Annotated in this window: 23 protein-coding genes; 22 read left to right on the forward strand and 1 reads right to left on the reverse strand. The window is 42.4% G+C overall.

Features of this window, described 5'->3' with window-relative positions:
* Nucleotide 1: 1 nt before the first annotated feature.
* Nucleotides 2–490, reverse strand: a complete 489-nt coding sequence (locus ACFSCZ_RS03345; protein WP_380772329.1) for an N-acetyltransferase — start codon at nucleotides 488–490, stop codon at nucleotides 2–4.
* 170 nt (nucleotides 491–660) lie between these two features.
* Here ACFSCZ_RS03345 and ACFSCZ_RS03350 point away from each other — a divergent pair, with 170 nt between their 5' ends.
* The 22 genes from ACFSCZ_RS03350 (at nucleotide 661) to sigE (ending at nucleotide 25,386) form a co-directional block, all read left to right on the forward strand.
* Nucleotides 661–873 (forward strand): acetyl-CoA carboxylase biotin carboxyl carrier protein subunit, encoded by a 213-nt coding sequence (locus ACFSCZ_RS03350; RefSeq protein ID WP_380772330.1) that lies wholly within the window; start codon nucleotides 661–663, stop codon nucleotides 871–873.
* A 25-nt stretch (nucleotides 874–898) separates the two neighbouring features.
* Nucleotides 899–2,437 carry an acyl-CoA carboxylase subunit beta gene (locus ACFSCZ_RS03355; protein WP_380772331.1) on the forward strand — a complete coding sequence of 513 codons (1,539 nt, stop codon included), beginning with the start codon at nucleotides 899–901 and terminating at the stop codon, nucleotides 2,435–2,437.
* 102 nt (nucleotides 2,438–2,539) lie between these two features.
* On the forward strand, nucleotides 2,540–3,463 hold the full coding sequence (locus ACFSCZ_RS03360; protein WP_380772332.1) for a 2-dehydropantoate 2-reductase: 924 nt from the start codon (nucleotides 2,540–2,542) through the stop codon (nucleotides 3,461–3,463).
* A gap of 10 nt (nucleotides 3,464–3,473) precedes the next feature.
* A complete protein-coding gene (locus ACFSCZ_RS03365) occupies nucleotides 3,474–3,869 on the forward strand; it encodes a DUF3397 domain-containing protein (RefSeq protein ID WP_380772333.1) in 396 nt (131 codons plus the stop codon).
* Between the two features lie 91 nt (nucleotides 3,870–3,960).
* Nucleotides 3,961–5,589 (forward strand): bacillithiol biosynthesis cysteine-adding enzyme BshC, encoded by a 1,629-nt coding sequence (bshC, locus tag ACFSCZ_RS03370; protein ID WP_380772334.1) that lies wholly within the window; start codon nucleotides 3,961–3,963, stop codon nucleotides 5,587–5,589.
* A gap of 130 nt (nucleotides 5,590–5,719) precedes the next feature.
* On the forward strand, nucleotides 5,720–6,151 hold the full coding sequence (gene mraZ / locus ACFSCZ_RS03375; RefSeq protein ID WP_380772335.1) for a division/cell wall cluster transcriptional repressor MraZ: 432 nt from the start codon (nucleotides 5,720–5,722) through the stop codon (nucleotides 6,149–6,151).
* A gap of 45 nt (nucleotides 6,152–6,196) precedes the next feature.
* Complete coding sequence (rsmH, locus tag ACFSCZ_RS03380) at nucleotides 6,197–7,129, forward strand: 16S rRNA (cytosine(1402)-N(4))-methyltransferase RsmH (RefSeq protein WP_380772489.1); 933 nt, start codon at nucleotides 6,197–6,199, stop codon at nucleotides 7,127–7,129.
* A 32-nt stretch (nucleotides 7,130–7,161) separates the two neighbouring features.
* A complete protein-coding gene (gene ftsL, locus ACFSCZ_RS03385; RefSeq protein ID WP_380772336.1) occupies nucleotides 7,162–7,518 on the forward strand; it encodes a cell division protein FtsL in 357 nt (118 codons plus the stop codon).
* Nucleotides 7,515–9,725, forward strand: a complete 2,211-nt coding sequence (locus ACFSCZ_RS03390) for a penicillin-binding protein (RefSeq protein WP_380772337.1) — start codon at nucleotides 7,515–7,517, stop codon at nucleotides 9,723–9,725. The genes ftsL and ACFSCZ_RS03390 overlap by 4 nt, the downstream gene beginning before the upstream one ends.
* A 92-nt stretch (nucleotides 9,726–9,817) precedes the next feature.
* Entirely contained in the window at nucleotides 9,818–11,731 is a 1,914-nt protein-coding gene (locus tag ACFSCZ_RS03395) for a stage V sporulation protein D (protein ID WP_380772338.1), read from the forward strand.
* 316 nt (nucleotides 11,732–12,047) lie between these two features.
* Nucleotides 12,048–13,508: a UDP-N-acetylmuramoyl-L-alanyl-D-glutamate--2,6-diaminopimelate ligase gene (locus ACFSCZ_RS03400; protein ID WP_380772339.1), complete on the forward strand. Its 1,461-nt coding sequence runs from the start codon at nucleotides 12,048–12,050 to the stop codon at nucleotides 13,506–13,508.
* Nucleotides 13,502–13,672, forward strand: coding sequence for a hypothetical protein (locus ACFSCZ_RS03405; protein WP_380772340.1), 171 nt, complete (start codon nucleotides 13,502–13,504; stop codon nucleotides 13,670–13,672). The genes ACFSCZ_RS03400 and ACFSCZ_RS03405 overlap by 7 nt, the downstream gene beginning before the upstream one ends.
* Nucleotides 13,669–14,643, forward strand: a complete 975-nt coding sequence (gene mraY / locus ACFSCZ_RS03410) for a phospho-N-acetylmuramoyl-pentapeptide-transferase (RefSeq protein WP_380772341.1) — start codon at nucleotides 13,669–13,671, stop codon at nucleotides 14,641–14,643. The genes ACFSCZ_RS03405 and mraY overlap by 4 nt, the downstream gene beginning before the upstream one ends.
* 1 nt (nucleotide 14,644) lies before the next feature.
* Nucleotides 14,645–16,006, forward strand: coding sequence for a UDP-N-acetylmuramoyl-L-alanine--D-glutamate ligase (murD, locus tag ACFSCZ_RS03415; protein WP_380772342.1), 1,362 nt, complete (start codon nucleotides 14,645–14,647; stop codon nucleotides 16,004–16,006).
* Between the two features lie 49 nt (nucleotides 16,007–16,055).
* Complete coding sequence (spoVE, locus tag ACFSCZ_RS03420) at nucleotides 16,056–17,156, forward strand: stage V sporulation protein E (RefSeq protein ID WP_380772343.1); 1,101 nt, start codon at nucleotides 16,056–16,058, stop codon at nucleotides 17,154–17,156.
* Nucleotides 17,157–17,361: 205 nt separating this feature from the next.
* Nucleotides 17,362–18,465, forward strand: coding sequence for an undecaprenyldiphospho-muramoylpentapeptide beta-N-acetylglucosaminyltransferase (gene murG / locus ACFSCZ_RS03425; RefSeq protein WP_380772344.1), 1,104 nt, complete (start codon nucleotides 17,362–17,364; stop codon nucleotides 18,463–18,465).
* 13 nt (nucleotides 18,466–18,478) lie between these two features.
* Nucleotides 18,479–19,390 (forward strand): UDP-N-acetylmuramate dehydrogenase, encoded by a 912-nt coding sequence (gene murB / locus ACFSCZ_RS03430; protein ID WP_380772345.1) that lies wholly within the window; start codon nucleotides 18,479–18,481, stop codon nucleotides 19,388–19,390.
* Between the two features lie 51 nt (nucleotides 19,391–19,441).
* Complete coding sequence (locus ACFSCZ_RS03435; protein WP_380772346.1) at nucleotides 19,442–20,230, forward strand: cell division protein FtsQ/DivIB; 789 nt, start codon at nucleotides 19,442–19,444, stop codon at nucleotides 20,228–20,230.
* A 393-nt stretch (nucleotides 20,231–20,623) separates the two neighbouring features.
* Nucleotides 20,624–21,916, forward strand: coding sequence for a cell division protein FtsA (gene ftsA, locus ACFSCZ_RS03440; RefSeq protein ID WP_380772347.1), 1,293 nt, complete (start codon nucleotides 20,624–20,626; stop codon nucleotides 21,914–21,916).
* Nucleotides 21,917–21,952: 36 nt separating this feature from the next.
* On the forward strand, nucleotides 21,953–23,089 hold the full coding sequence (ftsZ, locus tag ACFSCZ_RS03445; protein WP_380772348.1) for a cell division protein FtsZ: 1,137 nt from the start codon (nucleotides 21,953–21,955) through the stop codon (nucleotides 23,087–23,089).
* Between the two features lie 618 nt (nucleotides 23,090–23,707).
* Nucleotides 23,708–24,634 (forward strand): sigma-E processing peptidase SpoIIGA, encoded by a 927-nt coding sequence (spoIIGA, locus tag ACFSCZ_RS03450; protein WP_380772349.1) that lies wholly within the window; start codon nucleotides 23,708–23,710, stop codon nucleotides 24,632–24,634.
* Between the two features lie 32 nt (nucleotides 24,635–24,666).
* Complete coding sequence (sigE, locus tag ACFSCZ_RS03455) at nucleotides 24,667–25,386, forward strand: RNA polymerase sporulation sigma factor SigE (RefSeq protein ID WP_380772350.1); 720 nt, start codon at nucleotides 24,667–24,669, stop codon at nucleotides 25,384–25,386.
* The last annotated feature ends 42 nt before the right edge of the window (nucleotides 25,387–25,428 follow it).

The raw sequence follows: 25,428 nt of genomic DNA on the forward strand, positions 1-25,428 counted from the left end.
TCTATGAATCCTCCTGGCTGAGCTTTTGCTCACTGACTCCAGCTGGGAACCAGACCAAAGGGTTTTCACCAAGGTCCCTTTCAACGTCATATTTAACAGCCTGAAAACCCATCATTTCAAAAAAGGTACGGGAATTTAATCTTGGATTTGTCTTAATAGGCATATTATAGCTCTTTGCATATTCGACAAGTTTTGTCCCATAACCCCTCCCGCGGAAATCTGGGAGGACTTCAAGCTTCCAAAGTTCCAGGTAATCTTGAGGAGGGTCAAAATATTGGTCGAATCTTGCATCTCTTTTATAGAGACTCATACGTGCGGCTAACTGGTCACCGAAGTAAATTCCATAAAAAGGAGAATCCAAATCATCTTCAATAATGTTATCTTGCAAGTCTTCCAGCATAGATAACTCTTGTGCACCATATTCCTTAAATTTCTTGAACTCCTCAAGCGTCTTATAGTTGATTCTTAGTTTTTTTACTTGTTCAGTCATTATATTCAACCCCTCACACCCTTTTATGTAAATTTAATTCAATTATATAACAAAGCCCAAAAAATTTCAGATATAATAAAACATAGGAAGCGGTTTCACTGAGAACGCTTCCAGTATTGTGGACAGTCATTTACCCATTGAGAACTTGGATAGAAAGCGGAGGGATAAAGATGAAGGAAATTCTGGCGACTATGGCGGGGACAGTGTGGAAAATCGAAGTGAGTCCCGGAGAAAACATTTCGGCGGGACAGACTGTATTGATTTTAGAATCGATGAAAATGGAAATACCCATTGAGAGTCAGGAAGCCGGAACCATAAAAGAAGTGAACGTCTCTACCGGCGATTTTGTCAATGAAGGTGACATTCTTTTTATTCTGGAATAAATGAACTCAAGGGAGAGGTTTACATATGGGAGACAATCAGGACCGGGATCTGTTGAAAAACAGAAAGAATACGGTGCGTGCGGGCGGCAGCCAAAAGTACCATGACCGTTTAAAACAGCAAAAAAAATTGTTTGTAAGAGACCGGTTGTCCCTATTATTCGATAAAGGGTCCTATGAGGAAGACGGATTATTTGCTAATTACGAAACCGGCAGCTTGCCGGCTGATGGTGTTGTGACAGCAATCGGCAGAGTGAATGGACAGAAAGTTTGTGTAATAGCCAATGACTCAACCGTAAAAGCGGGCTCATGGGGTGCCAAAACTGTGGAAAAAATGATTAGAATGCAGGAAACTGCTGAAAAGCTTAAAGTTCCACTTTTGTATTTGGTCGATTCGGCAGGTGCCCGGATTACGGATCAACTGGAAATGTTCCCCAACCGCCGGGGTGCAGGCAGAATTTTTCATAATCAAGTAAAGCTGTCAGGTATGATTCCGCAAGTGTGTATATTATTCGGCCCTTCAGCCGCGGGAGGCGCGTATATTCCCGCATTTTGTGATGTAGTGATTATGGTAGATAAAAATGCGTCTATGTATTTGGGGTCACCCAGAATGGCTGAGAAAGTAATTGGAGAAAAAGTAAGCCTCGAAGAAATGGGCGGGGCACGAATGCATTGTACGGTAAGCGGCTGTGGAGACATTCTTGTACAGTCTGAAGAAGATGCAATCAAAGAAGCAAAAAACTATCTGTCTTATTTTCCGGCAAATTATACAGAGAAACCAATGGGTCATAAAGGGAGAATAGCCAGGGCAGGAAGAAGGCTTGAACAGATCATTCCCAAACATCAGAATGCCCCGTTTGATATGTATGAGGCCATTGATGCTCTGATTGATGAAGGAAGCTTCTTTGAAATAAAGAAACTATTTGCACCTGAGCTGATTACAGGATTTGCCAGATTTGATGGGAAAGCGGTCGGGATAGTGGCGAATCAGCCAAAAGTGAAAGGCGGCGTTCTATTTGTGGATTCCGCTGATAAAGGAGCAAAATTTATCCAGCTATGTGACGCATTCCATATTCCCTTATTATTCCTGGCAGATGTCCCTGGTTTCATGATCGGCACAAAGGTTGAAAGAGCAGGGATTATCAGGCATGGAGCAAAATTGATCGCTGCAATGAGTTCAGCTACTGTTCCCAAAATTTCGGTGATTGTCAGAAAAGCATATGGAGCAGGGTTGTACGCCATGGCCGGACCCGCATTTGATCCGGACGTCTGCATCGCTCTTCCCACTGCCCAGATTGCTGTGATGGGACCGGAAGCTGCTGTCAATGCTGTCTATTCCAATAAAATAGAAGCAATTGAGGATCCGGAAGAACGGCGGTCGTTCGTATTGGAAAAGCAGGAAGAATATAAGAAACATATTGATATCTATCAGTTGGCATCTGAACTGATTGTTGATGAAATTACGGAACCTGATGACCTGCGCAGGGTTTTAATTGAACGTTTTTCATTCTATGATTCGAAAGATGTTGTTTTTAGCAGGCGCAAACACCCGGTATATCCTGTGTGATCACCATCAAAAAGCAAATCAAAGAAATGTCACGGTTCCTCTTTTTATAAAGAGGAATTTTTATAGGCGAAAAAAGCTTCATTTGCTACAATGAAAACATTGATGAAATATGATATCGGGTGTGATGATGATATGCTGGTTGGTATTATTGGAGGAGGTTCTATCGGGCTCCTGTTTGGAGCCTATTTGGGACAGGAACATCCTGTAACGCTATTTACAAAACGGGAAGAACAGGCACAGGGGATTAAAAAAAATGGTATTTTTCTGTACAGTCCTGAAAAGGAGGGGCGGGCTGTCCAAGTAAATGCGAGTTTTGAAAAGGAAAGTCTTACGGAGCAGGATGTCATCATTGTGGCAGTTAAGCAATACGATATGCCGGAATTAAAACCACTGCTCCTGTCCATTCCCAAACATATTCCTTTATGCTTTGTGCAAAATGGGATGGGTCATCTTGACATGTTACATGGCTTGCCGCATGAAACAATCATTGTCGCCACGGTGGAGCACGGTGCTAAAAGGCTGGATGATCAATCTGTTTCCCATAATGGGGCAGGGAGGACAAATTTGGCTCTATTTAAAGGACATGCCAATTTACCGGAGATCTTTCCGCAATGTACAGATCCACATTTTCCTGTCACAGTTCATAACGACTATTATACGATGATGATAGAGAAGCTGGTGGCAAACGCTTTAATTAATCCATTGACCGTGGTTTTCCGCGTAAAGAATGGACGTCTGGTTGAAAACCCGTATTATTATGCCATTTTAAAATTAATGTTTGAAGAAATTTATTCCATTTTCCCGTCAGGAAATAAGGAACAGTCATTTGATCAGGTTTTAAGAATTTGTACCAATACAAAGAATAATACTTCATCGATGTTGTCTGATATACAGGCAGGCAGAAAGACGGAAATTGATGCTATTCTGGGATACATCTTAAAAGTTGCAGAAAGAAAAGGGGTTAAGCTCCAAACGGTCCAAATGATTTATGTAATGGTTAAGGGCATAGTACTAGAAAGGAGTTGAAAGACCTGAAGTGGGAACGTTTTTATCATCTGCAGCCGCAATATTTATTACGCTGCCGATTCTTTTTTATGTATTGATATTTACGATTGTCAAACAAATGACACGGAATCACCGAAAAGCATTAAATGCAGCAATCTACTCGACTACATTTATTTTGATTTTCTCGGTACACTTCTTGGTAGTCACGATTTGGGAGAACTCCTATTTGTTTGTGATCATCCTGTTTATGCTAATTACTGCTGTTTTTTTCACCATCCTTCATTGGAAAACCAGAGAGGAAATCATTTATAAAAAGGTATTTGCAGGATATTGGCGATTGAACTTTCTTTTGTTTTCGTTTTTTTATATTGGCCTTATCATATTTGGAGTTATTACAAGAGCCAAAGATTTAATTTTCAATGTTTAATGTCTTACATGAAAGCAGGAAAATATCTTTTGGATATATAGTTTGCTATACTTCTTTTTAATGGAATTAGGTGCAGAAAGGGAGTACATAGATGGAATTGGCACATGCGGAATTTTTGGCAACCAACCGTTTCGCTTCTCTATATATGGAAAACGAGGAATCTGTCAAGGATTTCTTTCATTATGATATACAAGATGAAACAGTTTTTACCCGGCGATATGAAGACCTTATGAAAAGGGAATTTGACCGGAAGGGCATTGCTGATTGTATACAGCAATATATGAAGAAATACCCGGCGTCTCAAGCGGTGGAGGAGTCATTGGGGAAACTGAGACAGCCGGATTCCACCGTGGTTATAGGAGGACAGCAGGCAGGCCTGCTTACAGGCCCCCTGTATACCATATATAAAGTGATCTCCATTATTGTTCTGGCAAAGCAGCAGGAAGCCCATTTAGGAAAACCGGTTGTTCCAGTTTTTTGGGTAGCCGGTGAAGATCATGATTACTTAGAAATTAATCATGTATATGCCTTTTACCATGGCCAATGTAAAAAGAAAAGTTACCGTGAAACTGTTTCCGGGAAAAAAATGGCATCCCATATAGAATTTAATACACAAAAGATGAAGGCATGGATCCGCGAAGTATTTTCTCATTTTGGGGATCGCTCCCATACAAAAGAAGTACTTTCTTTTCTGGATGAAGCTGTTATCAATACGCGAAGTTTCACAGAGTTTTTCTCATATATACTGATGCATTTCTTTAAAGAATATGGTTTGCTTTTGATTGACTCAGCTGATCCACAATTAAGGGTTTTGGAAAAACCCTTTTTTTCCAGGATCCTTGACCAACGCCAAGAAATTACAGATGCCATTTTATTGCAGCAGGAAAAAAAACATAGCTCAGGTTTTGCCAGTACCATAGAAATAGATCGACATGGGTCAAATGTTTTTTATTATCATCATCAGGAACGGGAATTATTGGAGTTTGACCCGGCAGAAAACACGTTTGTTAATAAAACTGGTGAATTGTGTTTTACCCCTGGTGAACTGCTTGATCTGCTGGAGTCTCATCCGGAACGTTTCAGCAATAATGTGGCCACCCGTCCTCTCATGCAGGAATGGCTGTTTCCGACACTGGCCTTTATTGCCGGACCGGGAGAAATTTCTTATTGGGGAGAGCTGCTCTCGGCATTTGAAGTGGTAGACAGCCAAATGCCTCCCATCATCCCCAGATTGAACATGACCTTATTAGATAAACGAACGGAAAGTGATATGGAGGAATTACAACTCTCTATCGAAGATGTTATGAGAAATGGGACGGCCGAAGAAAAAGCCCGGTTTCTTGCATCGGTTCAAGATAATGAATTTGAGGCCATGATTGCAGAAGCAAAAATGGAACTTGAAAAACGGTATGAAGTCATTACTGAAAAAGTTGGAGAGATGGACCGCGGGCATGTGGCACTTGCACAAACGAATCTTCAAATGCATGTGAGACAGCTGGAATTCCTGCAAAGGAAAGTGGAAGACAGCATAAAAAGAAAGCATGAAGCTATTTTGGAAAAATATGACCGTATAGAACATGTCATCTTGCCGGAAGGCCAGCCGCAGGAAAGGATATGGAATATATTTTACTTTATTAACGAATATAGCATGAAATTTATCGATGATTTGCTGACTTTGCCGTATAAATTTGACGGCAGACATCAAATCATCAAATTATGAGCCTGCTTCTATAGAAGCAGGCTTTTTTTTATCGAAAATAGCGGATAAAAAGCTTGGACAATTACTAAAAAAGAGTGGTGGCAAGTGGGGGATTGTGGTACAGTTATTATAGAAAGTGGGGGCAAAGGTCATGTTCATGGGTGAATACCAACATAACATAGATGCCAAGGGCCGGTTAATCGTGCCTGCCAAATTTAGGGAGCACCTGGGAGAGAACTTCGTCATAACCCGGGGCTTGGATCAATGTTTATTCGGCTACCCGTTGGACGAGTGGAAACAGATTGAAGAAAAATTAAAAGCCCTGCCACTGACAAAAAAAGACGCACGTGCCTTTACCCGTTTTTTCTTTTCGGGAGCAGTAGAATGTGAATTGGACAAGCAGGGCAGAGTGAACTTGCCTGCTTCACTGCTTGGATACGCAAAATTAGAGAAAGAATGTGTCATATTAGGGGTATCCAATCGATTTGAGATTTGGAGCAAAGATTTATGGGAAGACTATTTCTCAGAATCAGAACAATCCTTTGCAGAAATTGCCGAGAATATGATTGACTTTGATATTTAAACAATCTTGTACAATGGTTAATGAATTTGGATGGTGAATGAAATAGTGTTTTCCCATACGACAGTTTTGCTCAAGGAAACAGTCGGCGGACTGAATGTTAAGCCGGACGGTATATACGTTGATTGCACACTGGGAGGAGCCGGCCATAGCTCTTATCTATTGTCACAGCTATCACAGGGCGGCAGGCTGATTGCCTTTGATCAGGATGAGACTGCTATAGCCAACGCAGAAAGAAAGCTGGAGGAACATAAAGACAAACTGACTCTGGTAAAGAGCAACTTTAAACATTTGGCTGAGGAACTCGCAGCATTAGGAATCGAAAAGGTCGATGGTATTCTATATGATCTGGGAGTTTCCTCTCCGCAATTAGATACTCCTGAACGCGGATTCAGCTATCAACACAACGCTCCGCTTGATATGAGAATGGATTTGGATGGTGAGATTACAGCCTTTGACGTAGTCAATGAATGGCCGTATGAAAAGTTAGTGAGGATTTTCTTTCAGTATGGGGAGGAAAAGTTTTCTAAGCAAATTGCCAGGAATATTGAGTCTGAAAGAAAGAAACAGCCGATACGTACAACCTTTGAATTGGTGGATATCATCAAGGATAGTATTCCGGCTCCCGCCCGAAGAAAAGGGGGCCATCCGGCAAAGAGAATTTTTCAGGCTATCCGGATTGCAGTTAATGATGAATTGAAAGTTTTTGAAGACTCGTTAAAACAAGCAATTGCATGTTTGGAACGAGGGGGAAGAATCAGCGTGATTACTTTCCATTCTTTGGAAGACCGAATTTGTAAACACGTATTTAAAGAGGCCAGCGAAGGGCCGGCACTTCCGCCGGGTTTGCCAGTCATTCCGGATGAATATAAACCTTTGTTAAAGCTGGTCAACAGAAAGCCGATTGTCCCGACGGAAGATGAATTGGAAGCCAATCATCGTGCAAGGTCGGCAAAACTTCGAATTGCAGAGAAACTATAGAAGAGACTTTATAGAGAAATGGGGAGTGAAAAATGAGCAACCTGGCCCGCCAATTGCAGGAAAACCAAAGCATTCAACCAAAAGACGTTCAAGTTCAGAAAGTCCAGAGACATGTGAAAATTAGTCCGGGTGAAAAACTGTTGTTTTTATTGCTGGCTGCGTTTATAATTTTTATGTCAGTAAAAATCCTTTCGGTTCAGGCAGATATTTATGAAGTGAACAAGGAACTTCAGGAAGTAGAAACAGCTATACAAAATCATGAAAAGATCACCAGTGACTTGGACATGCAAGTCGATGAACTTAGCAGATATGAACGGGTTTGGAAGAAAGCCAATGAATTGGGCCTGAACTTAAATGAGAATAACGTTAAGGTTGTTGAAAACAGATGAATGTTCAAAAAAAAAATAGAAATATAGGAGCAGCACTGTTATTTTTAATATTCGGGCTGCTTTTTTTTATTTTGACCGTAAGATTTATTACGATTCAATATACCGGAGAAGTAAAAGGACAGCCTCTGGCTTCCAAAGCATCGCAACTGTATATGCGTTCAGATGTACTGAAAGCCAAGAGGGGCACCATTTATGACCGGGAAGGGGAAGTGATTGCCGAGGACTCGGCGTCTTATACACTTGTGGCCGTGTTGGATGAAACGCTCACCACAGACCAGGAGAATCCAAACCATGTGGTGGATCCCCGAAAAACTGCAGCAAAGCTGGCGGACTATATTTCACTCAGCGAGGAAGAAATCTATCGGCTGCTGACGAAAGAAGGAAGGAAACAAGTTGAGTTTGGCCCTGCCGGACGCGACTTATCCCATCAGGTCAAAGAAGAAATAGAAAACCTGGATTTGCCTGGTATCGGCTTTAAAAAAGATACAAAACGCTTTTATCCCAACGGAGTGTTTGCCTCCCATTTAATCGGCTATGCTCAAAAAGAAGAAGCTGACGATAAGTCATCCAAAATTACAGGCCAGGCAGGCTTGGAAAAGAGCTATGATGAAATGCTGAAGGGCGAAGATGGGGCGATCCGTTACAAGGGAGATGTATGGAATTACATTTTACCTAATTCGGAGAAACAAATTGATGAGCCGAAACACGGAAAAGATATGTACTTAACCATTGATAAAAAGATTCAAACCTTCCTGGAAGACGCAATGAATAAGGTGGATCGGGAATATTCACCCAGCAAAATCCTTGCCGTTGTGGCAGATCCAAAAACGGGTGCGATCGTTGCTATGGGACAGCGCCCCACTTATCATCCGGCAACTCGGGAAGGAATTGAAAAAACATGGCATAATGAAGTGGTTGAAACTACATTTGAACCAGGATCCACGATGAAAATCTTCTCTTTGGCTGCGGCTGTTGAAGAAGGGGTTTTTAATCCAAATGCTAAATTCAAATCCGGAAAGTACTACTTGGATAAAAAACAGCCCCCCATCAATGACCATAATCAGGGAAGAGGTTGGGGCACCATCACTTACCTTGAAGGTGTACAGCGCTCTTCCAACGTCGCATTCGCGTATTTGCTGGAAAAGATGGGAACAGACAAATGGAAACAGTATATGGACAAATTTCACTTTGGCAAAAAAACCGGAATTGCTCTTCCAAATGAGGCCAGCGGTAATATTTTATATAATTGGCCGATTGAAAAAGTGACGAGTGTGATGGGACAGGGAACAACAGTCACGTCCATGCAGATGATTCAAGCTGCAACGGCTATTGCCAATGACGGAAAAATGATGCAGCCCTATGTTGTTGATAAGATTATTGACCCGGCCAGCGGGGAAGTAACAAAAACAAAGCCGCAAGTGAGCGGACAGCCGATAAGTCCCGATACGGCCATAAAGGTACGGGATATATTGGAAACGGTCATCACTTCTGAGCATGGGACAGGAAGACAATTTTATCAGCTTGATGGATATTCGGTCGCCGGTAAAACAGGTACGGCGCAGATTGCCTCTCCTGGCGGCGGATATTTAACAGGCAGGGAGAATCATATCTTTTCATTTTTGGGAATGGCACCAAAAGAAGATCCGGAATTGCTGATGTATGTAGTGGTAGAAAAGCCGAAGTTAGAAATGGATGAAAATGGAGCTTTGCCTGTATCTGAAATTTTTAAACCAGTGATGCAAAGCAGTCTCCAATATTTAAATATTGAACCGCAGAAGATGGAAGAGACGAGGGTGACTGAATTACCTGATCTGACCAAAATGACGGTCCAGGAAGCCAAAGACTATTTAAAAGAAAAAGGATTATCGCCTGTCGTCATCGGAAATGGGGATAAAGTTACCGATCAATCACCCAAGCGTAAAGAAACGGTGATGGAAGGAGAAAAGGTAGTGATCCGAACAAATGGCAAGCTCTCCATGCCGAATGTGACCGGGTGGTCGAAAAGAGATGTATTGAAGGTTGCCAACTTGGCGGAACTTCAAATCAATATGGTAGGAACAGGGTATGCAACGAAACAAAACATCAAGCCTAATGCTCCTATAACTCCGGGAGAACAACTTGTTGTCAACTTTGCCACCCAAACAGAAATATTGGAACAGCAAAAAGCAAAAAAAGAAGTCACAGATACTGAAGCACCGCTTAATTAATAAGTAAGCTTCTGAATCATATAGAGCGATTGGTCTATTCAGACAGAAAAGGACATATAGTTGAACGAGCCGTAAAAAGAGGAGGGCCTTTTGTGAAGCGGGTTTCAACTGTTACAGTCAGGAAAAGACTTTCCTATTTTCTGTTGATGGGACTGATCGTTTTTTTAATCATTGATATACGGCTGGGTTATGTCCAGTTTGTACTAGGGGATGATTTATCGGAACGGGCGAGGGATTCATGGAGCAGGAACATTCCCTTTGAACCGGAACGCGGAAAAATTGTGGATCGAAATGGCGTTGCAATTGCAGAGAATAAAAGTGCCCCGACCGTTTATATTGTACCCAGGCAAATTGAAGATCCGCCGGAAGCAGCAGAAAGACTTGCGGCTGTTCTGAATGTTTCCAAGGAAAAACTGTACAAGCATATGACAGCTAATTCTTCTATAGAAAGAGTTCCTGAAGGCAGAAAAATTTCATATGAGAAAGCAAGGGAAGTCCGGGCATTGAATATCAAAGGAGTCTATATAGCGGAAGATTCCAAGCGCCATTATCCATTTGGAAGTTATTTATCCCATGTATTGGGTTTTACAGGCATCGATAATCAGGGATTGATGGGTCTTGAACTTTATTATGATGAAGAGCTTCAGGGGAAGAAAGGTTCCGTTCAATTTTTCTCAGATGCCAAAGGGAAAAGAATGCCCGATATGTCTGACGATTATGAAGCGCCGGTAGATGGATTGGATCTCAAGTTGACCATCGACACAAGAATCCAAACAATTATGGAAAGGGAACTCGATAATGCGGAGGCAACGTTTAATCCGGATGGAATTGTAGCCATTGCAATGGATCCGAATAATGGTGAAATTCTTGCGATGTCAAGCAGGCCGACATTTGATCCGGCAGAGTTTCGGGACGTTCCTCAGGAAATCTATAATCGGAATTTACCGATCTGGAGTACGTATGAGCCTGGTTCTACCTTTAAGATTATTACTCTTGCTGCGGCTTTGGAAGAAGGCCTGGTTGATTTAGAGCATGACCACTTCCATGATCCGGGTTTTGTAAAGGTGGGCGGTGCTCATTTAAGGTGCTGGAAAAAAGGGGGGCATGGGAGCCAGAGTTTTTTAGAGGTGGTTCAAAATTCCTGCAACCCCGGGTTTGTTGAACTGGGAGATCGTTTAGGAAAAGAAAAGCTGTTTGATTATATTAAAGGATTTGGATTTGGTCAAAAGACAGGCATTGATTTGGCAGGAGAGGGTACTGGCATATTGTTTAATATGGACCGCGTGGGACCGGTGGAGCAAGCTACTACCTCTTTTGGCCAAGGGGTGTCAGTAACTCCCATCCAGCAGGTCGCTGCTGTAGCTGCAGCTGTAAACGGTGGAACGTTATATCAGCCGTACATTGCCAAGGAGCTTGTGGATCCTGTAACCGGTACAGTTGCCATGAGAAAGGCACCTGTAGCAAAACGGCAGGTTATCTCTGAAGAAACGTCCAAGGAGATCCGCCATGCACTTGAAAGTGTAGTAGCACAGGGTACAGGAAAGAATGCTTTTATAGATACGTACAGAGTCGGAGGGAAAACAGGTACAGCCCAGAAAGCCAAGGACGGACGATACCTGGAAAATAACCATATTGTATCGTTTATTGGATTTGCCCCGGCGGACGATCCCCAGATGGTTATATATATTGCTGTGGATAACCCAAAAGGGACGATTCAATTTGGTGGAACGGTGGCAGCCCCTATTGTGGGTAAAATAATGGAAGATTCCTTGCGGGCTCTAGATGTAAAGCCAAGAAAGAACCAAATTGAAAAAGAGGAGAATTGGCTGGATCCCAAGATGGTAACGGTACCCGACTTGAAAGGAGCAACCAGGAAAGAGCTGCTGCATCAAATGCTTAATCTTCGGCTGGAAGTCAGCGGAGAAGGTTCCAAAGTGGTTCAGCAGGCACCCGATCCGGGTGTTAAAGTGGAAGAGGGTTCAGTTATCAGGGTTTATATGAAATAAAAAACACTTCACATTGGTGAAAGTTGGTACCCAAAAATCTACCCGAATTGATCACCGGGTAGATTTTTCGAATGAAAGGAACTATTCTGCACGATGACTGGCATATAGATGTTATCGGTGGATTTTTCATATGAAACGGGTCAAGTATCTTCTTTGGGTTTTTCCGGAACTTTTGCTGTAAAGGACACCAAACCGAGTATTATATGGTTTCCGAATATGGTAAAATGGTTGCTGATCAAAAAAAATTAGAGATTTATAGAAAAAGGGCATTACGATTACTTCATTAGTATTATCGAAATAGAAAGGACTTGTAAGAATGAAGCTTCATACACTGTTAAACGCCTTGCCGCTTGTAAAGCCAACAAGCGAGAATCCTGAAATTACATGTATTGTGAATGATCATAGAAAAGTAGAGCAGGGTGCACTGTTTATCTGTATCAAAGGCCATACGGCCGACGGCCATCAATTTGCCAAAGAAGCAGCTGAACAGGGAGCCTCTGCCATTCTCTCTGAAAAACACATGGATCTGCCGGTCCCTGTCGTTGTAGTAAGAGATACAAAGTACGCCATGGCAGTATTGGCTGATACATTTTATCAGCATCCTACCTCCCAATTGCACTTGGTCGGAATAACCGGTACCAACGGAAAAACAACGACCACTTTTATCCTAGATGAGATTTTTAAGGAAGCCGGGCAAAAAACTGGACTGATCGGCACAATCAGCATGAAAATCGGTGACCGGGTGATTGAAACAAAGAACACGACACCAGATACGATCGTATTGCAGGAAACCTTTGCTGATATGGTCAGTCATGGGGTAAATGCCGCAGTGATGGAAGTCTCTTCCCATGCACTCGTCCAGGGAAGGGTCAACGGCTGTGATTTTGATGTGGCTGTCTTTACTAATCTGTCTCAGGACCATTTGGATTATCATGAAACGATGGAAGAATATCAGCGTGCAAAAGGCCTATTATTTACCAAGCTCGGCAATACTTATGCCACCCCAAAATTTGCTGTGATTAATGCAGATGATCCGGCTGGAGGTCAATTTATAGCTGACACTTCGGCACATGTGGTGACCTATGGAATCGATCATCCTGCTGATTTTAGTGCCGAGCACCTGAAGATAGGCAGAACCGGTACAACATTTACTCTTTCCTCACCTGAAGGAAAGACAGAAATAGCGCTGAAGCTGATGGGAAAGTTCAGCGTATACAATACACTTGCTGCGATAGCGGCTGGGTATGTATCGGGAGTGCCGCTTGAAACGATCATTCGAACAGTAGAAAAGGTACACGGTGTTCCCGGAAGGTTTGAAAGTGTAGACGAGGGACAAGATTTTTCTGTTATCGTAGACTATGCCCATACACCTGACAGTTTGGAAAACGTATTGAAAACGATTGGGGAGTTCGCCGGAAAAAGGGTATTTGCGATTGTCGGGTGCGGAGGTGACCGGGACCGTACAAAGCGTCCACTGATGGCTAAGGTTGCTTGCGACTATGCAACTGACCCTATATTCACTTCAGATAATCCGCGTACGGAAGACCCGCTTGCCATTTTAAATGACATGGAACAAGGGGTGAAAGGAAGAACATATCAAGTGATCCCTGATCGAAAAAAAGCAATAGTGGCTGCTATACAAGCTGCTCATGCGGGGGATATTGTGTTAATTGCCGGTAAGGGACATGAAACCTATCAGATTATTGGCAATCAGGTCTTGGATTTTGATGACCGCCAGATTGCGAGGAATGCGATTAAGGAGTATAAGAAATGCTGACATATGAAGATGTGGAAAGGATCATACCTGATCATAAAGGTGATAGAAAAGATGAAAATAAAACAGTTGTCTTCTTGCAAAAGCAAGGAGCAGCCGGAATGTTAAGGAAGTACATCAAAAAAGAAAGACAAAACATCAGGAAATTCGGGGGGGATCAAATATGATAGAAAGAGTTGTTCTATTTACGATCATCATGTCCTTTTTGATTACCGTACTGCTATCCCCCCTCTTTATCCCTTTTTTAAGAAGGCTGAAATTTGGCCAGAGCATTCGGGACGAGGGCCCAAAATCCCATCAAAAGAAAAGTGGAACCCCGACAATGGGAGGGATATTGATCATCATCTCCCTGATTGTGACTACATTGGTGATGACCGGAAAATATACTGAGCCGGGTTCCGATACATATTTACTCATTTTAGTCACCTTTGGATACGGTCTGCTGGGATTTCTTGATGATTTTATCAAGATTGTCATGAAACGCAATCTTGGTTTGACCTCCAAACAAAAGCTGCTTGGACAAATCATGATTGCCCTGATCTTTTATTTTGTGTTAAGAAATCTGGATTTTTCTACAGAAATAGCCATTCCCTTAACTGGTCTTTCAATAGATCTGGGAATTTTCTATTCATTATTTATCATTTTTTGGATGGTAGGATTCTCTAATGCTGTAAATTTAACCGATGGATTGGATGGCCTTGTATCAGGGACGTCCGCCATTGCATTTGGTGCTTTTGCTATTTTGGCATGGAGCCAGTCCCAGTATGAAATAGCAGTATTTTCTGTTGCCGTGGTGGGTGCGGTATTGGGCTTTCTTGTGTTTAATGCCCATCCTGCCAAAGTATTTATGGGGGATACGGGATCCCTTGCACTTGGAGGCGCAATAGCAGCAGTTTCCATCCTTACAAAATCTGAGTTCATTCTTCTCGTTATCGGTGGTATATTTGTAATTGAAACGCTATCGGTCATTTTGCAGGTGATATCATTTAAGCTGACGGGAAAAAGAATTTTTAAAATGAGTCCGCTGCACCATCATTATGAGCTGATAGGCTGGTCAGAATGGCGAGTAGTTGTTACATTTTGGGCTGTTGGACTTCTTTGTGCCATTCTGGGAATCTACATAGAGGTGTGGGTCTGAATTGAAGAAAATTACGGATTATCAGCATAAAAAAATACTTGTGCTCGGGTTGGCGAAAAGCGGTGTCGCAGCCGCTACATTGCTGCATGAATTAGGTGCCTTTGTCACTGTAAACGATCAGAAACCTTTTGAGGAAAATTCTGCTGCACAGGGCTTGCTTGAAAAAGGAATTACAGTCATTTGCGGAAGCCATCCACCAGAGCTTCTTGATGAAGGTTTCGAATTGATTGTAAAGAATCCAGGAATTCCTTATACGAATCCCCTGGTAGCAAAGGCTATGAAAATGGGTATTCCTATTATTACAGAAATTGAACTTGCCTATCGTATTTCTGAAGCTGACATGATCGGGATCACCGGCTCCAACGGAAAAACAACCACAACCACGCTGATTTTCAAAATGCTGGAGCAAGCCTCCATGCATCCTTTGATTGCAGGAAATATCGGTACAGTGGCGTCAGAAGTAGCAATGAAGGCTACTGCAGAAAATCAGATGGTTGTTGAGCTATCATCTTTTCAATTGATGGGTGTAGATCAATTTAAACCCCATATAGCGGTTATTACAAATTTATACGATGCTCATCTTGATTATCATGGAACGAGAGAAAATTATGCAAAAGCAAAGGCAAATATTACATTAAATCAGACAGAATCGGATTTTCTGGTCGTTAATGCCGACCAGGAAGAACTTCTTGAGTGGGTCAGCTATTCCAAGGCAGCCCGGATCCCATTTTCTACTCAAAGGTTTCTTAAAGAGGGAGTATCCATTAAAAACGGCCGCATTGTCTATTTTGGTGAGGAAATAATCGATACAGGAGACATCCTGCTGCCCGGAAAGCATAATCTTGAAAATATCCTTGCAGCCATAGCTGCAGTTAAGATCGTTGGGGTCGGCAATGAGGCAATCCAACATGTACTCAAAACATTTCAGGGAGTCCAGCATCGGACCCAGTTTGTTGATGAAGTACATGGGAGAAAGTTTTATAACGATTCCAAAGCGACAAACATTTTGGCCACTCAAAGTGCCTTGCAGGCTTTCCGGCAGCCGGTCGTGTTGTTGGCGGGAGGATTGGACAGGGGGAACGGATTTACCGGGCTTGTGCCCTATCTGTCCGGGGTCAAGGCTTTGGTACTCTTTGGTGAAACAGCCAAAAAACTCGAGGAAGCCGGAAAAAAGGCGGGAATACAAACGATTATTCACGTCGATAATGTAGAGGAGGCTGTTCCGGTATCCTATCACTTATCCGAACCGGGTGATGTTGTACTCCTTTCCCCTGCCTGTGCAAGCTGGGATCAATACAAAACATTTGAAATCAGGGGGCATATTTTTGAACAAGCGGTGCATAGATTGAAAGAGAGCCAATAACAGGTGTATGGAACAGGCTTAAATTCAGTGGAGGCAGAGGTGCTGACTGTTGCCGTTAAAAAAATCTACACCCGATTTCATTTTAATTATCGTTACCATGACTTTGTTGGCCATTGGGCTGATTATGGTTTACAGCGCCAGTGCTGTCTGGGCTGATTATAAGTTTAATGATTCTTTTTTCTTTGCAAAAAGGCAGCTGCTTTTTGCAGGGCTTGGCTTTGCCGCCATGTTTTTTATGATGAATATTGATTATTGGTCATGGCGGAAGTGGGCCAAGCCCATGCTGCTGATTTGCTTCATTTTGCTCGTGGCAGTTTTAATTCCCGGTATCGGAATGGAAAGAAATGGTTCACGGAGCTGGATTGGAGTCGGTGCTTTTTCCGTGCAGCCGTCCGAATTTATTAAACTCGCATTGATTGCTTTTTTGGCAAAGTTCCTGTCTGAACAGCAAAGATACATTACAACCATAAGGAAAGGGCTGGTTCCTTCACTTTCGTTAGTATTTCTTGCCTTTGCCCTGATCATGCTGCAGCCTGACCTTGGTACAGGGACTGTGATGGTTGGAACATGCTTCATCATGCTGTTTATTGCCGGAGCCAGGATCCTTCACTTTGTCATTTTGGGACTGATTGGTTTGGCAGGCTTTGTTGGTCTGATTTTATCGGCCCCCTACAGAATGGCAAGGATTACATCTTTTCTTGACCCGTGGCAAGATCCTCTGAACAGCGGGTTCCAAATCATTCAATCGCTGTATGCCATCGGTCCGGGAGGATTATTTGGCTTAGGTTTGGGACAGAGCAGACAGAAATTCTTTTACTTGCCTGAACCGCAGACGGATTTCATTTTTGCCATACTTTCGGAAGAACTGGGATTTATCGGCGGAAGCCTCGTCATTTTATTATTCGCCCTTTTGCTGTGGCGGGGCATTAAGATAGCTTTGGGAGCGCCCGATTTATACGGCAGCTTTCTTGCAGTAGGAATTATATCAATGATCGCAATCCAAGTGATGATTAACATCGGAGTCGTTACGGGGTTGATGCCTGTTACCGGAATTACACTTCCCTTCCTCAGCTATGGAGGTTCCTCTTTGACAATTATGCTTATGGCAGTGGGAGTATTGTTAAACATAAGCCGCTATGCACGTTTCTAGCCAAAGAGCTCAATTGAATTTGGGTTCTTTTTTGTTTGTCTGTAAAGCAGGAAAAACTGCTTGAAAAGCATATATCAATACATCACGTACTTTCTATTACAATTAAACAACAATACGTTAGGAAAACATTTTTCTTATAAAAAATATAGTACAATAAGATCATTAAGAAGTTTGTTTATTAGAATAGACTAACTGGGGTGTTCTCATGAGAATTATAGTGAGTGGAGGAGGCACCGGGGGTCATGTTTATCCTGCCCTGGCCTTAATCAGGACGATTAAACAAAAACATCCTGATACTTCTTTTTTATATATCGGCACCGAAAATGGATTGGAAGCCAATATTATTAGAAGAGAAAATATTCCTTTTGAAACTGTGGAAATTACCGGATTCAAAAGATCGTTATCATTCGAAAATATAAAAACTGTGATCCGCTTTTTAAAAGGTGTAAAAAAAAGCAAGCAGATTATTAAACGGTTCAAGCCGGATGCTGTGATCGGAACAGGCGGTTATGTATCCGCTCCGGTTGTGTATGCTGCGGCGAAAAAGAAAATTCCGGCTGTGATCCATGAACAAAATAGTGTTCCGGGTCTGACCAATAAGTTCTTAAGCAGGTATGTGAAGAAAATCGCCATTTGTTTTGAATCGGCGAAGGAGTACTTTCCTGCAGATAAAGTGATTCTTACAGGAAACCCCCGTGCCACTGAAGTAGTGGGAAAAACCGGTGTTGGTGAATTGGGGAAGCTGGGGTTAAAAGAGGGCACTCCCACAGCTTTGATTACAGGCGGAAGCAGAGGAGCAAGGCCCATTAATGAAGCTGTTGTAAAATCATTAGCACAGCTTGCGAATAAGCCATATCAAGTGCTTTACATAACCGGGGAAGTTCACTTTGCGGATGTTAAAAAGGAAGTTGACCTGATCGGTGATTCTCCGAACGTAGCGGTAGTTCCTTTCATACATAATATGGAGAAAGTTCTTTCGGCCATTGATGTTGTCGTCGGAAGAGCAGGGGCAACGTCACTTGCGGAAATTACGGCATTGGGCCTTCCGTCCATACTCATTCCAAGTCCTTATGTGACAAACAATCACCAAGAGAAAAATGCAGAGGTACTAACGTCTGCAGGTGCGGCCATCATGTTAAAGGAAAAAGACTTATCAAGCCAAAAGCTCATCGCGTCACTAGATGAAATTCTTTTGGATGACAAAAAAAGAAAGAATATGAGTGAAGCATCTAAAGAGCTTGGACTTCCTGATGCTTCCGACCGGCTATATGAAGTATTACTGAAAATGATGGAAAGCGGCAGGAGTTGAAAGGGGCATGAATATGAAAAAGTTGATTGAAGAGCTGCGTTCTAATGAAATTGGAAAGGTGAAAGAGGATGAACCGCTGTCCAATCATACAACGATTAAAGTAGGCGGGCCAGCTGAAGTTTTTATCGAGCCTGATTCCATAGATCAATTGTTACTGGTGATGGAAATAATTCAGAAAAACAAAGTACCATGGAGAGTCATCGGCCGAGGTTCCAACCTGCTTGTTTCAGATGAGGGTATAGCAGGAGCCGTCATTAAATTAGGAAAAGGCCTGGATCACCTGCATATGGAGGATACAACCGTTCGGGTGGGGGCAGGGTATTCCTTCATCGTTCTTGCCAATGCAATGAGCAGGAAGGGACTGAGCGGTTTAGAATTTGCCGGGGGTATTCCGGGTTCTGTCGGAGGAGCTGTCTATATGAATGCCGGTGCTCATGGATCAGATGTCTCAAAAATACTGAAGAAGGCCCGGATTCTTTTTCCGGATGGTACCGTTCAATGGCTGAGCCATGAAGAAATGGAGTACTCATATCGAACGTCGGTCCTTCAGAAAAAACGACCTGGCATTGTTTTGGAAGCAGTCTTTCAGCTGGCTGCAGGGGATAAGGAAATCATCATGGCTGAAATGAAAAAACACAAAGCATATCGACGTGATACACAGCCGGTTAAACCTTGCTGTGGCAGTGTATTTCGAAATCCTCTGCCTGAACATGCAGGGAAACTGATCCAGGATGCCAATTTGAAAGGATATTCTATTGGGGACGCACAAATTTCTGAACTCCATGGAAACTTTATTGTGAATAATGGATCTGCCAAAGCAGCAGATGTATTGGCTTTAATCTGCCATATAAAAGAAACGGTGAAGGAAAGAAATGGTATTGATCTGCATACCGAAGTTGAAATTGTAGAGAGAACCCAAGAGTGAAGATTCATAGATTTTTTTCTATGTAGATAGAAAACCGGGACGAAAAGGGGAATGACCGTGGATAAAAGGAAAGTTTTATCCTTGGAAGACAGGATTCCAAAAATAAAGGAGCATCGAAAGCGTAAAGCAAACCGACGGCTCATTTTCCTTATTTCATTATTTTTTCTTCTTATTATTTTGGTGATCTATTTTCAATCACCTTTAAGCCATGTTGCCAACATAAAAGTGGAGGGCAATGAATCTGTGCCCGACCTATCGATTATCCAAGAGAGCGGTCTGGAAAAAGGGGATAATATCTGGAAGCTTGACAGAAAAAAGATCGTTCAAAAACTCGAAGAACATCAAGAAATTAAAGAGGCAAAGGTGAAAGTCGGGTTCCCTAATACAGCAGTCCTGGAGGTTGTGGAATATGATACAATTGCCTACGTATCCACAGGAACAGAATTTCATCCCATTTTGGAAAATGGTCTGATAGTAAATCATCCGGAGGGCGAGGTTCCCGTAAGTGCGCCGATATTATCAAATTTTAAAGAAAACCAAATATTGGAAGAAATGGCAAAGGAATTAAAAAAACTGCCTCCGGAAATTGTAAATGTTATTTCAGAAATCCATTACACTCCCAAGAAAACGGACAAGTACCACATTACATTATATATGAATGATGGATATGAGGTAACGGCAACGATCTTGTCGTTTTCTGAGAAAATGATCCACTACCCATCTTTTGTCAGTCAGCTGGATCCGAAGGTGAAAGGAGTCATTGACTTGGAAGTAGGGTCATTTTTCAAAGCATACGAGCCAGGAGAAGAAAACGGAGAAGGAGACGGGCAGGAGGAGTGAAGCCCACCTTCTCTATTTTAAAGATAGATTACTCGTTGGGCCCGGGCAGATAAAGTTCGACAAATGTTCTCCGATCATCTTTAATGGGGTCTTGTCGTAAGTTTGGCTTTTCTAGGACTCCATCTTAGTGTAGACTAATATTTAGCTGTTGTTTTTAGTATATAAGCATACAGCTGGATAAGAAGAACGACGCATGTTGTCAAATTTTGTTGAACAAAAAGGCTCCAGGCCCAAAATTTAACGATGGAAACTCATAAATAATTTAAGAGATTAAAAGGAAATTACTTGAATTTGCCGAATACATACAAGTAATTGCTTTGTCAAGGATGATTATATGATGAAACTCGATAGATTCATTGATGTTAAAGAGAGAGTTGAAGGAGGTGCCGCGGAATGAACAGCAGCGAGATGTATGTCAGTCTCGATATTGGAACATCTACAGTAAAAGTCATTATAGGTTCCATGGGCAGCGACTCCTTAAATGTAATAGGGGTTGGAAATGTCAGTGCCAAGGGAATTCGAAAAGGCTCAATTGTTGATATAGATGAAACCGTTCATTCGATCAAAAGTGCGGTTGAGCAGGCAGAAAGAATGATAGGAATGAAGATTGATGATGTGATTGTCGGTATAGCCGGTACTCATGTTGCTTTACAGCCCTGCCACGGAGTGGTGGCAGTTTCCAGCCAAAATCGGGAAATTACAAATGAGGATGTAGCAAGGGTGATGGATGCAGCCCAAGTGATTTCGATTCCTCCTGAAAGGGAAATTATTAACGTGATTCCGCGCCAATTTATTGTAGATGGATTGGATGAGATTACTGATCCCCGGGGAATGATCGGAGTCCGCCTTGAAATGGAAGGGACGATTATTACCGGGGCCAAAACCATTCTACATAACACGCTTCGCTGTGTTGAGCGTGCAGGACTTAGTATCACAGATATCGTTTTACAACCGCTTGCATCTGCGTCGGCGGCCCTATCGAAAGACGAACAGCAATTGGGAACTGCTTTGATTGATATGGGAGGCGGGTCAACCACACTTTCTGTTTTTGAAAATGGCAGCATAAAGAGTGTCAGTGTCATTCCTGTCGGTGGAGAGCACATTACGAAAGATCTGTCGATTGGTCTGAGAACGGCTACGGATGACGCGGAGAAGATTAAAATTACATATGGACATGCGTTTTATGATCATGCATCGGAAGATGAAGTATTCAGTGTTCCCATTATTGGAAGTGACCAGCACCAGCAATTTAACCAACTGGAACTGGCCGACATCATTGAAGCAAGAATGGAAGAGATTTTTGAATTGGTGAAAGAAGAGCTGAACAGAATGGGTGTGACCGACTTGCCTGGTGGATTTGTCCTCACCGGCGGCAGTGCAAATATGCCGGGAGTGATTGAATTGGCTCAAGTGATTTTCCAGAGCCGGGTAAGGGTTGCTATTCCAGATTATATAGGTGTTCGGGAGCCGCAGTATACCACTGCTGTCGGACTGATTAAGTACGCATATAAGAATGCCAGATTGCAAGGAAGAAATGTCAGTGCCTCATCGGTACAAATGACAAATGATCAAGATTACGGTACCGCACAAGATATACAACATGCGGTAAAACAAAAGCAGGATAGAGATCCTGATAAAAAAATATCAACAAAAGTAAAAAAGTTTTTTGGCTACTTTTTTGAATAGTGACCGGGTTGAATAAAACGAACAGGAGGACATGTCATGTTGGATTTCGATACGAATATTGATTCATTGGCAACCATAAAAGTAATCGGGGTTGGCGGCGGCGGAAACAATGCTGTTAACCGGATGATAGAGCATGAAGTGCAGGGCGTTGAATTTATTGCTGTCAATACAGACGCTCAGGCTTTGAACTTATCTAAAGCTGAAATAAAAATGCAAATCGGTGCCAAGCTTACAAGGGGATTGGGTGCTGGAGCCAATCCGGAAGTAGGCAAAAAGGCGGCGGAAGAAAGCAAGGAACAAATTGAAGAAGCACTAAAAGGTGCTGATATGGTATTTGTTACGGCAGGAATGGGCGGAGGAACCGGAACAGGAGCGGCCCCTGTGATCGCTCAAATTGCTAAGGATTTAGGTGCTTTAACTGTGGGTGTCGTCACGAGGCCATTCACATTTGAGGGACGCAAGCGTGCTAATCAGGCAAGCGGCGGAATTGAAGCAATGAAAGATGCCGTCGATACACTCATTGTTATTCCAAATGACAGGCTTTTGGAAATTGTAGATAAAAGCACACCGATGCTTGAAGCTTTTAGGGAAGCGGATAATGTACTCAGGCAGGGTGTTCAGGGGATTTCCGACCTTATCGCTGTACCTGGATTGATTAACTTAGACTTTGCGGATGTAAAAACCATTATGACCAATAAAGGGTCAGCCCTTATGGGCATAGGTGTGGCTACGGGTGAAAATAGGGCTGCTGAAGCTGCTAAAAAGGCTATATCTTCCCCGCTGCTAGAGACTTCCATTGATGGAGCACAAGGCGTGTTAATGAATATTACAGGCGGTGCAAATCTAAGTTTGTATGAAGTGCAGGAAGCTGCTGATATTGTAGCCACTGCTTCAGATCAGGAAGTAAATATGATTTTTGGCTCAGTGATCAATGATAACTTAAAAGATGAAATTGTAGTTACGGTGATAGCCACAGGGTTTAATGAATTGACGTCAAAGGCAAAGCAGCAAGCTCCTTTGTTCGGACAAATGAGAACACAGCAAACCCCGGCACAAAATCGTGACCAAAAAAGGGAAGAAGTTCCTCAGGAGCCGGCAAGAACCAGCCAGCAGCCTATTGAAGATACGCTCGATATACCAACCTTCCTAAGAAACCGAAATCGAAGAAGGTAAAATAAGCAAAAAACCAGATGATCCATCTGGTTTTTTTGTTGAGGAAAATGTAAACGAATGTATTTGGATGTATTCTATTTCCCCCGCTACGGCACCTGTGGATAGCATTGTTTGAGCTTCCGATCCATCAATGCTCAAGCTTTTTCAAAGGAGTAAAGCTGCCTCTATGCAAAACGGTGATGCACTCTCCCACAAATGTCACATGAGGCCTTTCTCCTGCGTCACAGTTTATTTGGGGAAGGCTTTTTCAGCTTTCAACTGGCCGCAAAGCTGCATGAAGCAATTTCACGCTGAATTGAAATCAGCAGCCGGGCTAATAAGCTTCCTGTATGGTAATCACATTAATTGGGTACTGTTCAAGGCGTTTACCATAAGTTGCTTCAGTCTGAACGCTGATGAACAGGCACATTCGCCTTTGTCTACTCTTTTTACCATCATTGCTAGCCTCAAAGGCAATTCCTTCATTAGCCATTCTTCGATATTTATTGTGAAAACTTCTCTAAATTTACATACAGAAACTGACACATTCCAGACGAGACGTCAGCTATACTAACCATAGCTATGATATAAAAAAAGCCTGGCATTCTATGGCTGCATCCTATAAGGAGGGCCTTTCCCATGACGATTTATATGGATGTCATCTGGTTATTAAACTTCCTCGTGGACAGTTTACTGCTTTGGTTTACCGCAATTATTTTGAAAAGGCAAGTAAGCATGTGGAGGGTGATCCTAGCAGGTCTGATGGGTGCAAGTCTGATACTGTTCACATTGACACCATTAGCTTCATGGGCTGCTCATCCATTGGCGAAAATAGGTGTTTCAGGCTGTATGGTATGGACAGTATTTGGGTTCAAAAGACTGAAGTTATTCGTCACTTGTTTGCTGACTTTCTATTTTTCCACTTTTTTATTTGGCGGAATTTTGTTGGGGACCCATTATTTCATACGATATGATATCGAACTTCAGACCGCTGTTTCATTGGACAGCATAAGGGGATTCGGGGATCCGGTCAGCTGGCTGTTTGTAGCTGCAGCTTTTCCGGTTGCCTGGTATTTTTCAAAAAAAAGGGTGGAAGACCTGACGGCTTCTTCAGTGGAATATGATGTCCTGATTGACCTGACGATTCATATCAATGATCTGGATTTCCAAATGAAAGGATTGATTGACAGCGGGAATCAACTATATGAGCCCATCTCGAAGACTCCAGTCATGGTCTTATCTATTACCCGGTTAAAGGACCAGCTTCCTGCTGTGATTCAACATTTGTCGGTGAGACAAAATAATCCCCTTGATTTCGTCCATGAATTGCCGGATGAATGGAGTAATAAAATGAGGCTGGTACCGGCAAAGACGCTTGGGGATAACAACCAATTGTTATGTGCTTTTAAACCCGATGCACTTTATATTCATATGGGTCAAGGTCAAAGAGCCGTAAAAAAAGCATTAATCATTTTTACGGATCAGGAATTATCAAGTGATGGCCAGTTTCAATGCATTGTACATCCGCTTATGGTGGAGCAGTCCGTGATACAACCGGCTTCTTAATTTGCGGAGAAAAGATGAAAGGAGGAAGCAGCATGAAAAAATTACGTTTGTACATCACCTATTATTGGTATAAGGTACTGAAGAAATTTGGCTGGAAATCGGATGAAATTTATTATATTGGGGGAAGCGAAGCCCTGCCTCCACCCCTTACCAGGGAAGAAGAGGCCATTTTATTAAATAAGCTGCCGAAAGGTGATAAAACAGCAAGATCTCTATTGATTGAAAGGAATTTGCGGCTCGTCGTATACATTGCACGAAAATTTGAAAATACAGGAATCAATATTGAAGATTTAATCAGTATAGGCACCATTGGGCTGATCAAGGCAGTCAATACATTTAATCCGGAAAAGAAAATAAAGCTTGCTACATATGCATCTCGCTGTATAGAAAATGAAATTTTAATGTATTTGAGACGGAATAATAAGATTCGCTCCGAAGTGTCTTTTGATGAACCATTAAACATTGACTGGGATGGCAATGAACTGCTTTTGTCGGATGTGTTGGGTACAGATGATGATATTATTACCCGTGATATTGAAGCACACGTGGATAAAAAATTGCTGTTGACAGCACTGGAAAAACTCACAAAAAGAGAGAAGCAAATCATGGAATTGCGGTTTGGCCTTGCAGGGGAAGAAGAAAAGACCCAAAAGGATGTAGCAGAAATTTTGGGTATTTCTCAATCGTATATTTCCCGGCTCGAAAAAAGAATTATTAAGCGCCTTCGAAAAGAATTTAACAAAATGGTATAGAGCCGGTGTGACTAGATTTTCCTTAACTTTTGTATAAAATTT

The sequence above is a fragment of the Siminovitchia sediminis genome (genome assembly GCF_042680885.1).
Classification (GTDB): domain Bacteria; phylum Bacillota; class Bacilli; order Bacillales; family Bacillaceae_C; genus Siminovitchia; species Siminovitchia sediminis.

What these genes read in the sequence shown, in the direction of transcription:
- ACFSCZ_RS03345 (WP_380772329.1), bottom strand. Translation starts at nt 490, where the DNA reads ATGACTGAACAAGTAAAAAAACTAAGAATCAACTATAAGACGCTTGAG.
- ACFSCZ_RS03350 (WP_380772330.1), top strand. Translation starts at nt 661, where the DNA reads ATGAAGGAAATTCTGGCGACTATGGCGGGGACAGTGTGGAAAATCGAA.
- ACFSCZ_RS03355 (WP_380772331.1), top strand. Translation starts at nt 899, where the DNA reads ATGGGAGACAATCAGGACCGGGATCTGTTGAAAAACAGAAAGAATACG.
- ACFSCZ_RS03360 (WP_380772332.1), top strand. Translation starts at nt 2,540, where the DNA reads ATGAAATATGATATCGGGTGTGATGATGATATGCTGGTTGGTATTATT.
- bshC (WP_380772334.1), top strand. Translation starts at nt 3,961, where the DNA reads ATGGAATTGGCACATGCGGAATTTTTGGCAACCAACCGTTTCGCTTCT.
- mraZ (WP_380772335.1), top strand. Translation starts at nt 5,720, where the DNA reads ATGTTCATGGGTGAATACCAACATAACATAGATGCCAAGGGCCGGTTA.
- ftsL (WP_380772336.1), top strand. Translation starts at nt 7,162, where the DNA reads ATGAGCAACCTGGCCCGCCAATTGCAGGAAAACCAAAGCATTCAACCA.
- ACFSCZ_RS03390 (WP_380772337.1), top strand. Translation starts at nt 7,515, where the DNA reads ATGAATGTTCAAAAAAAAAATAGAAATATAGGAGCAGCACTGTTATTT.
- ACFSCZ_RS03400 (WP_380772339.1), top strand. Translation starts at nt 12,048, where the DNA reads ATGAAGCTTCATACACTGTTAAACGCCTTGCCGCTTGTAAAGCCAACA.
- ACFSCZ_RS03405 (WP_380772340.1), top strand. Translation starts at nt 13,502, where the DNA reads ATGCTGACATATGAAGATGTGGAAAGGATCATACCTGATCATAAAGGT.
- mraY (WP_380772341.1), top strand. Translation starts at nt 13,669, where the DNA reads ATGATAGAAAGAGTTGTTCTATTTACGATCATCATGTCCTTTTTGATT.
- murG (WP_380772344.1), top strand. Translation starts at nt 17,362, where the DNA reads ATGAGAATTATAGTGAGTGGAGGAGGCACCGGGGGTCATGTTTATCCT.
- murB (WP_380772345.1), top strand. Translation starts at nt 18,479, where the DNA reads ATGAAAAAGTTGATTGAAGAGCTGCGTTCTAATGAAATTGGAAAGGTG.
- ACFSCZ_RS03435 (WP_380772346.1), top strand. Translation starts at nt 19,442, where the DNA reads ATGACCGTGGATAAAAGGAAAGTTTTATCCTTGGAAGACAGGATTCCA.
- ftsA (WP_380772347.1), top strand. Translation starts at nt 20,624, where the DNA reads ATGAACAGCAGCGAGATGTATGTCAGTCTCGATATTGGAACATCTACA.
- ftsZ (WP_380772348.1), top strand. Translation starts at nt 21,953, where the DNA reads ATGTTGGATTTCGATACGAATATTGATTCATTGGCAACCATAAAAGTA.
- spoIIGA (WP_380772349.1), top strand. Translation starts at nt 23,708, where the DNA reads ATGACGATTTATATGGATGTCATCTGGTTATTAAACTTCCTCGTGGAC.
- sigE (WP_380772350.1), top strand. Translation starts at nt 24,667, where the DNA reads ATGAAAAAATTACGTTTGTACATCACCTATTATTGGTATAAGGTACTG.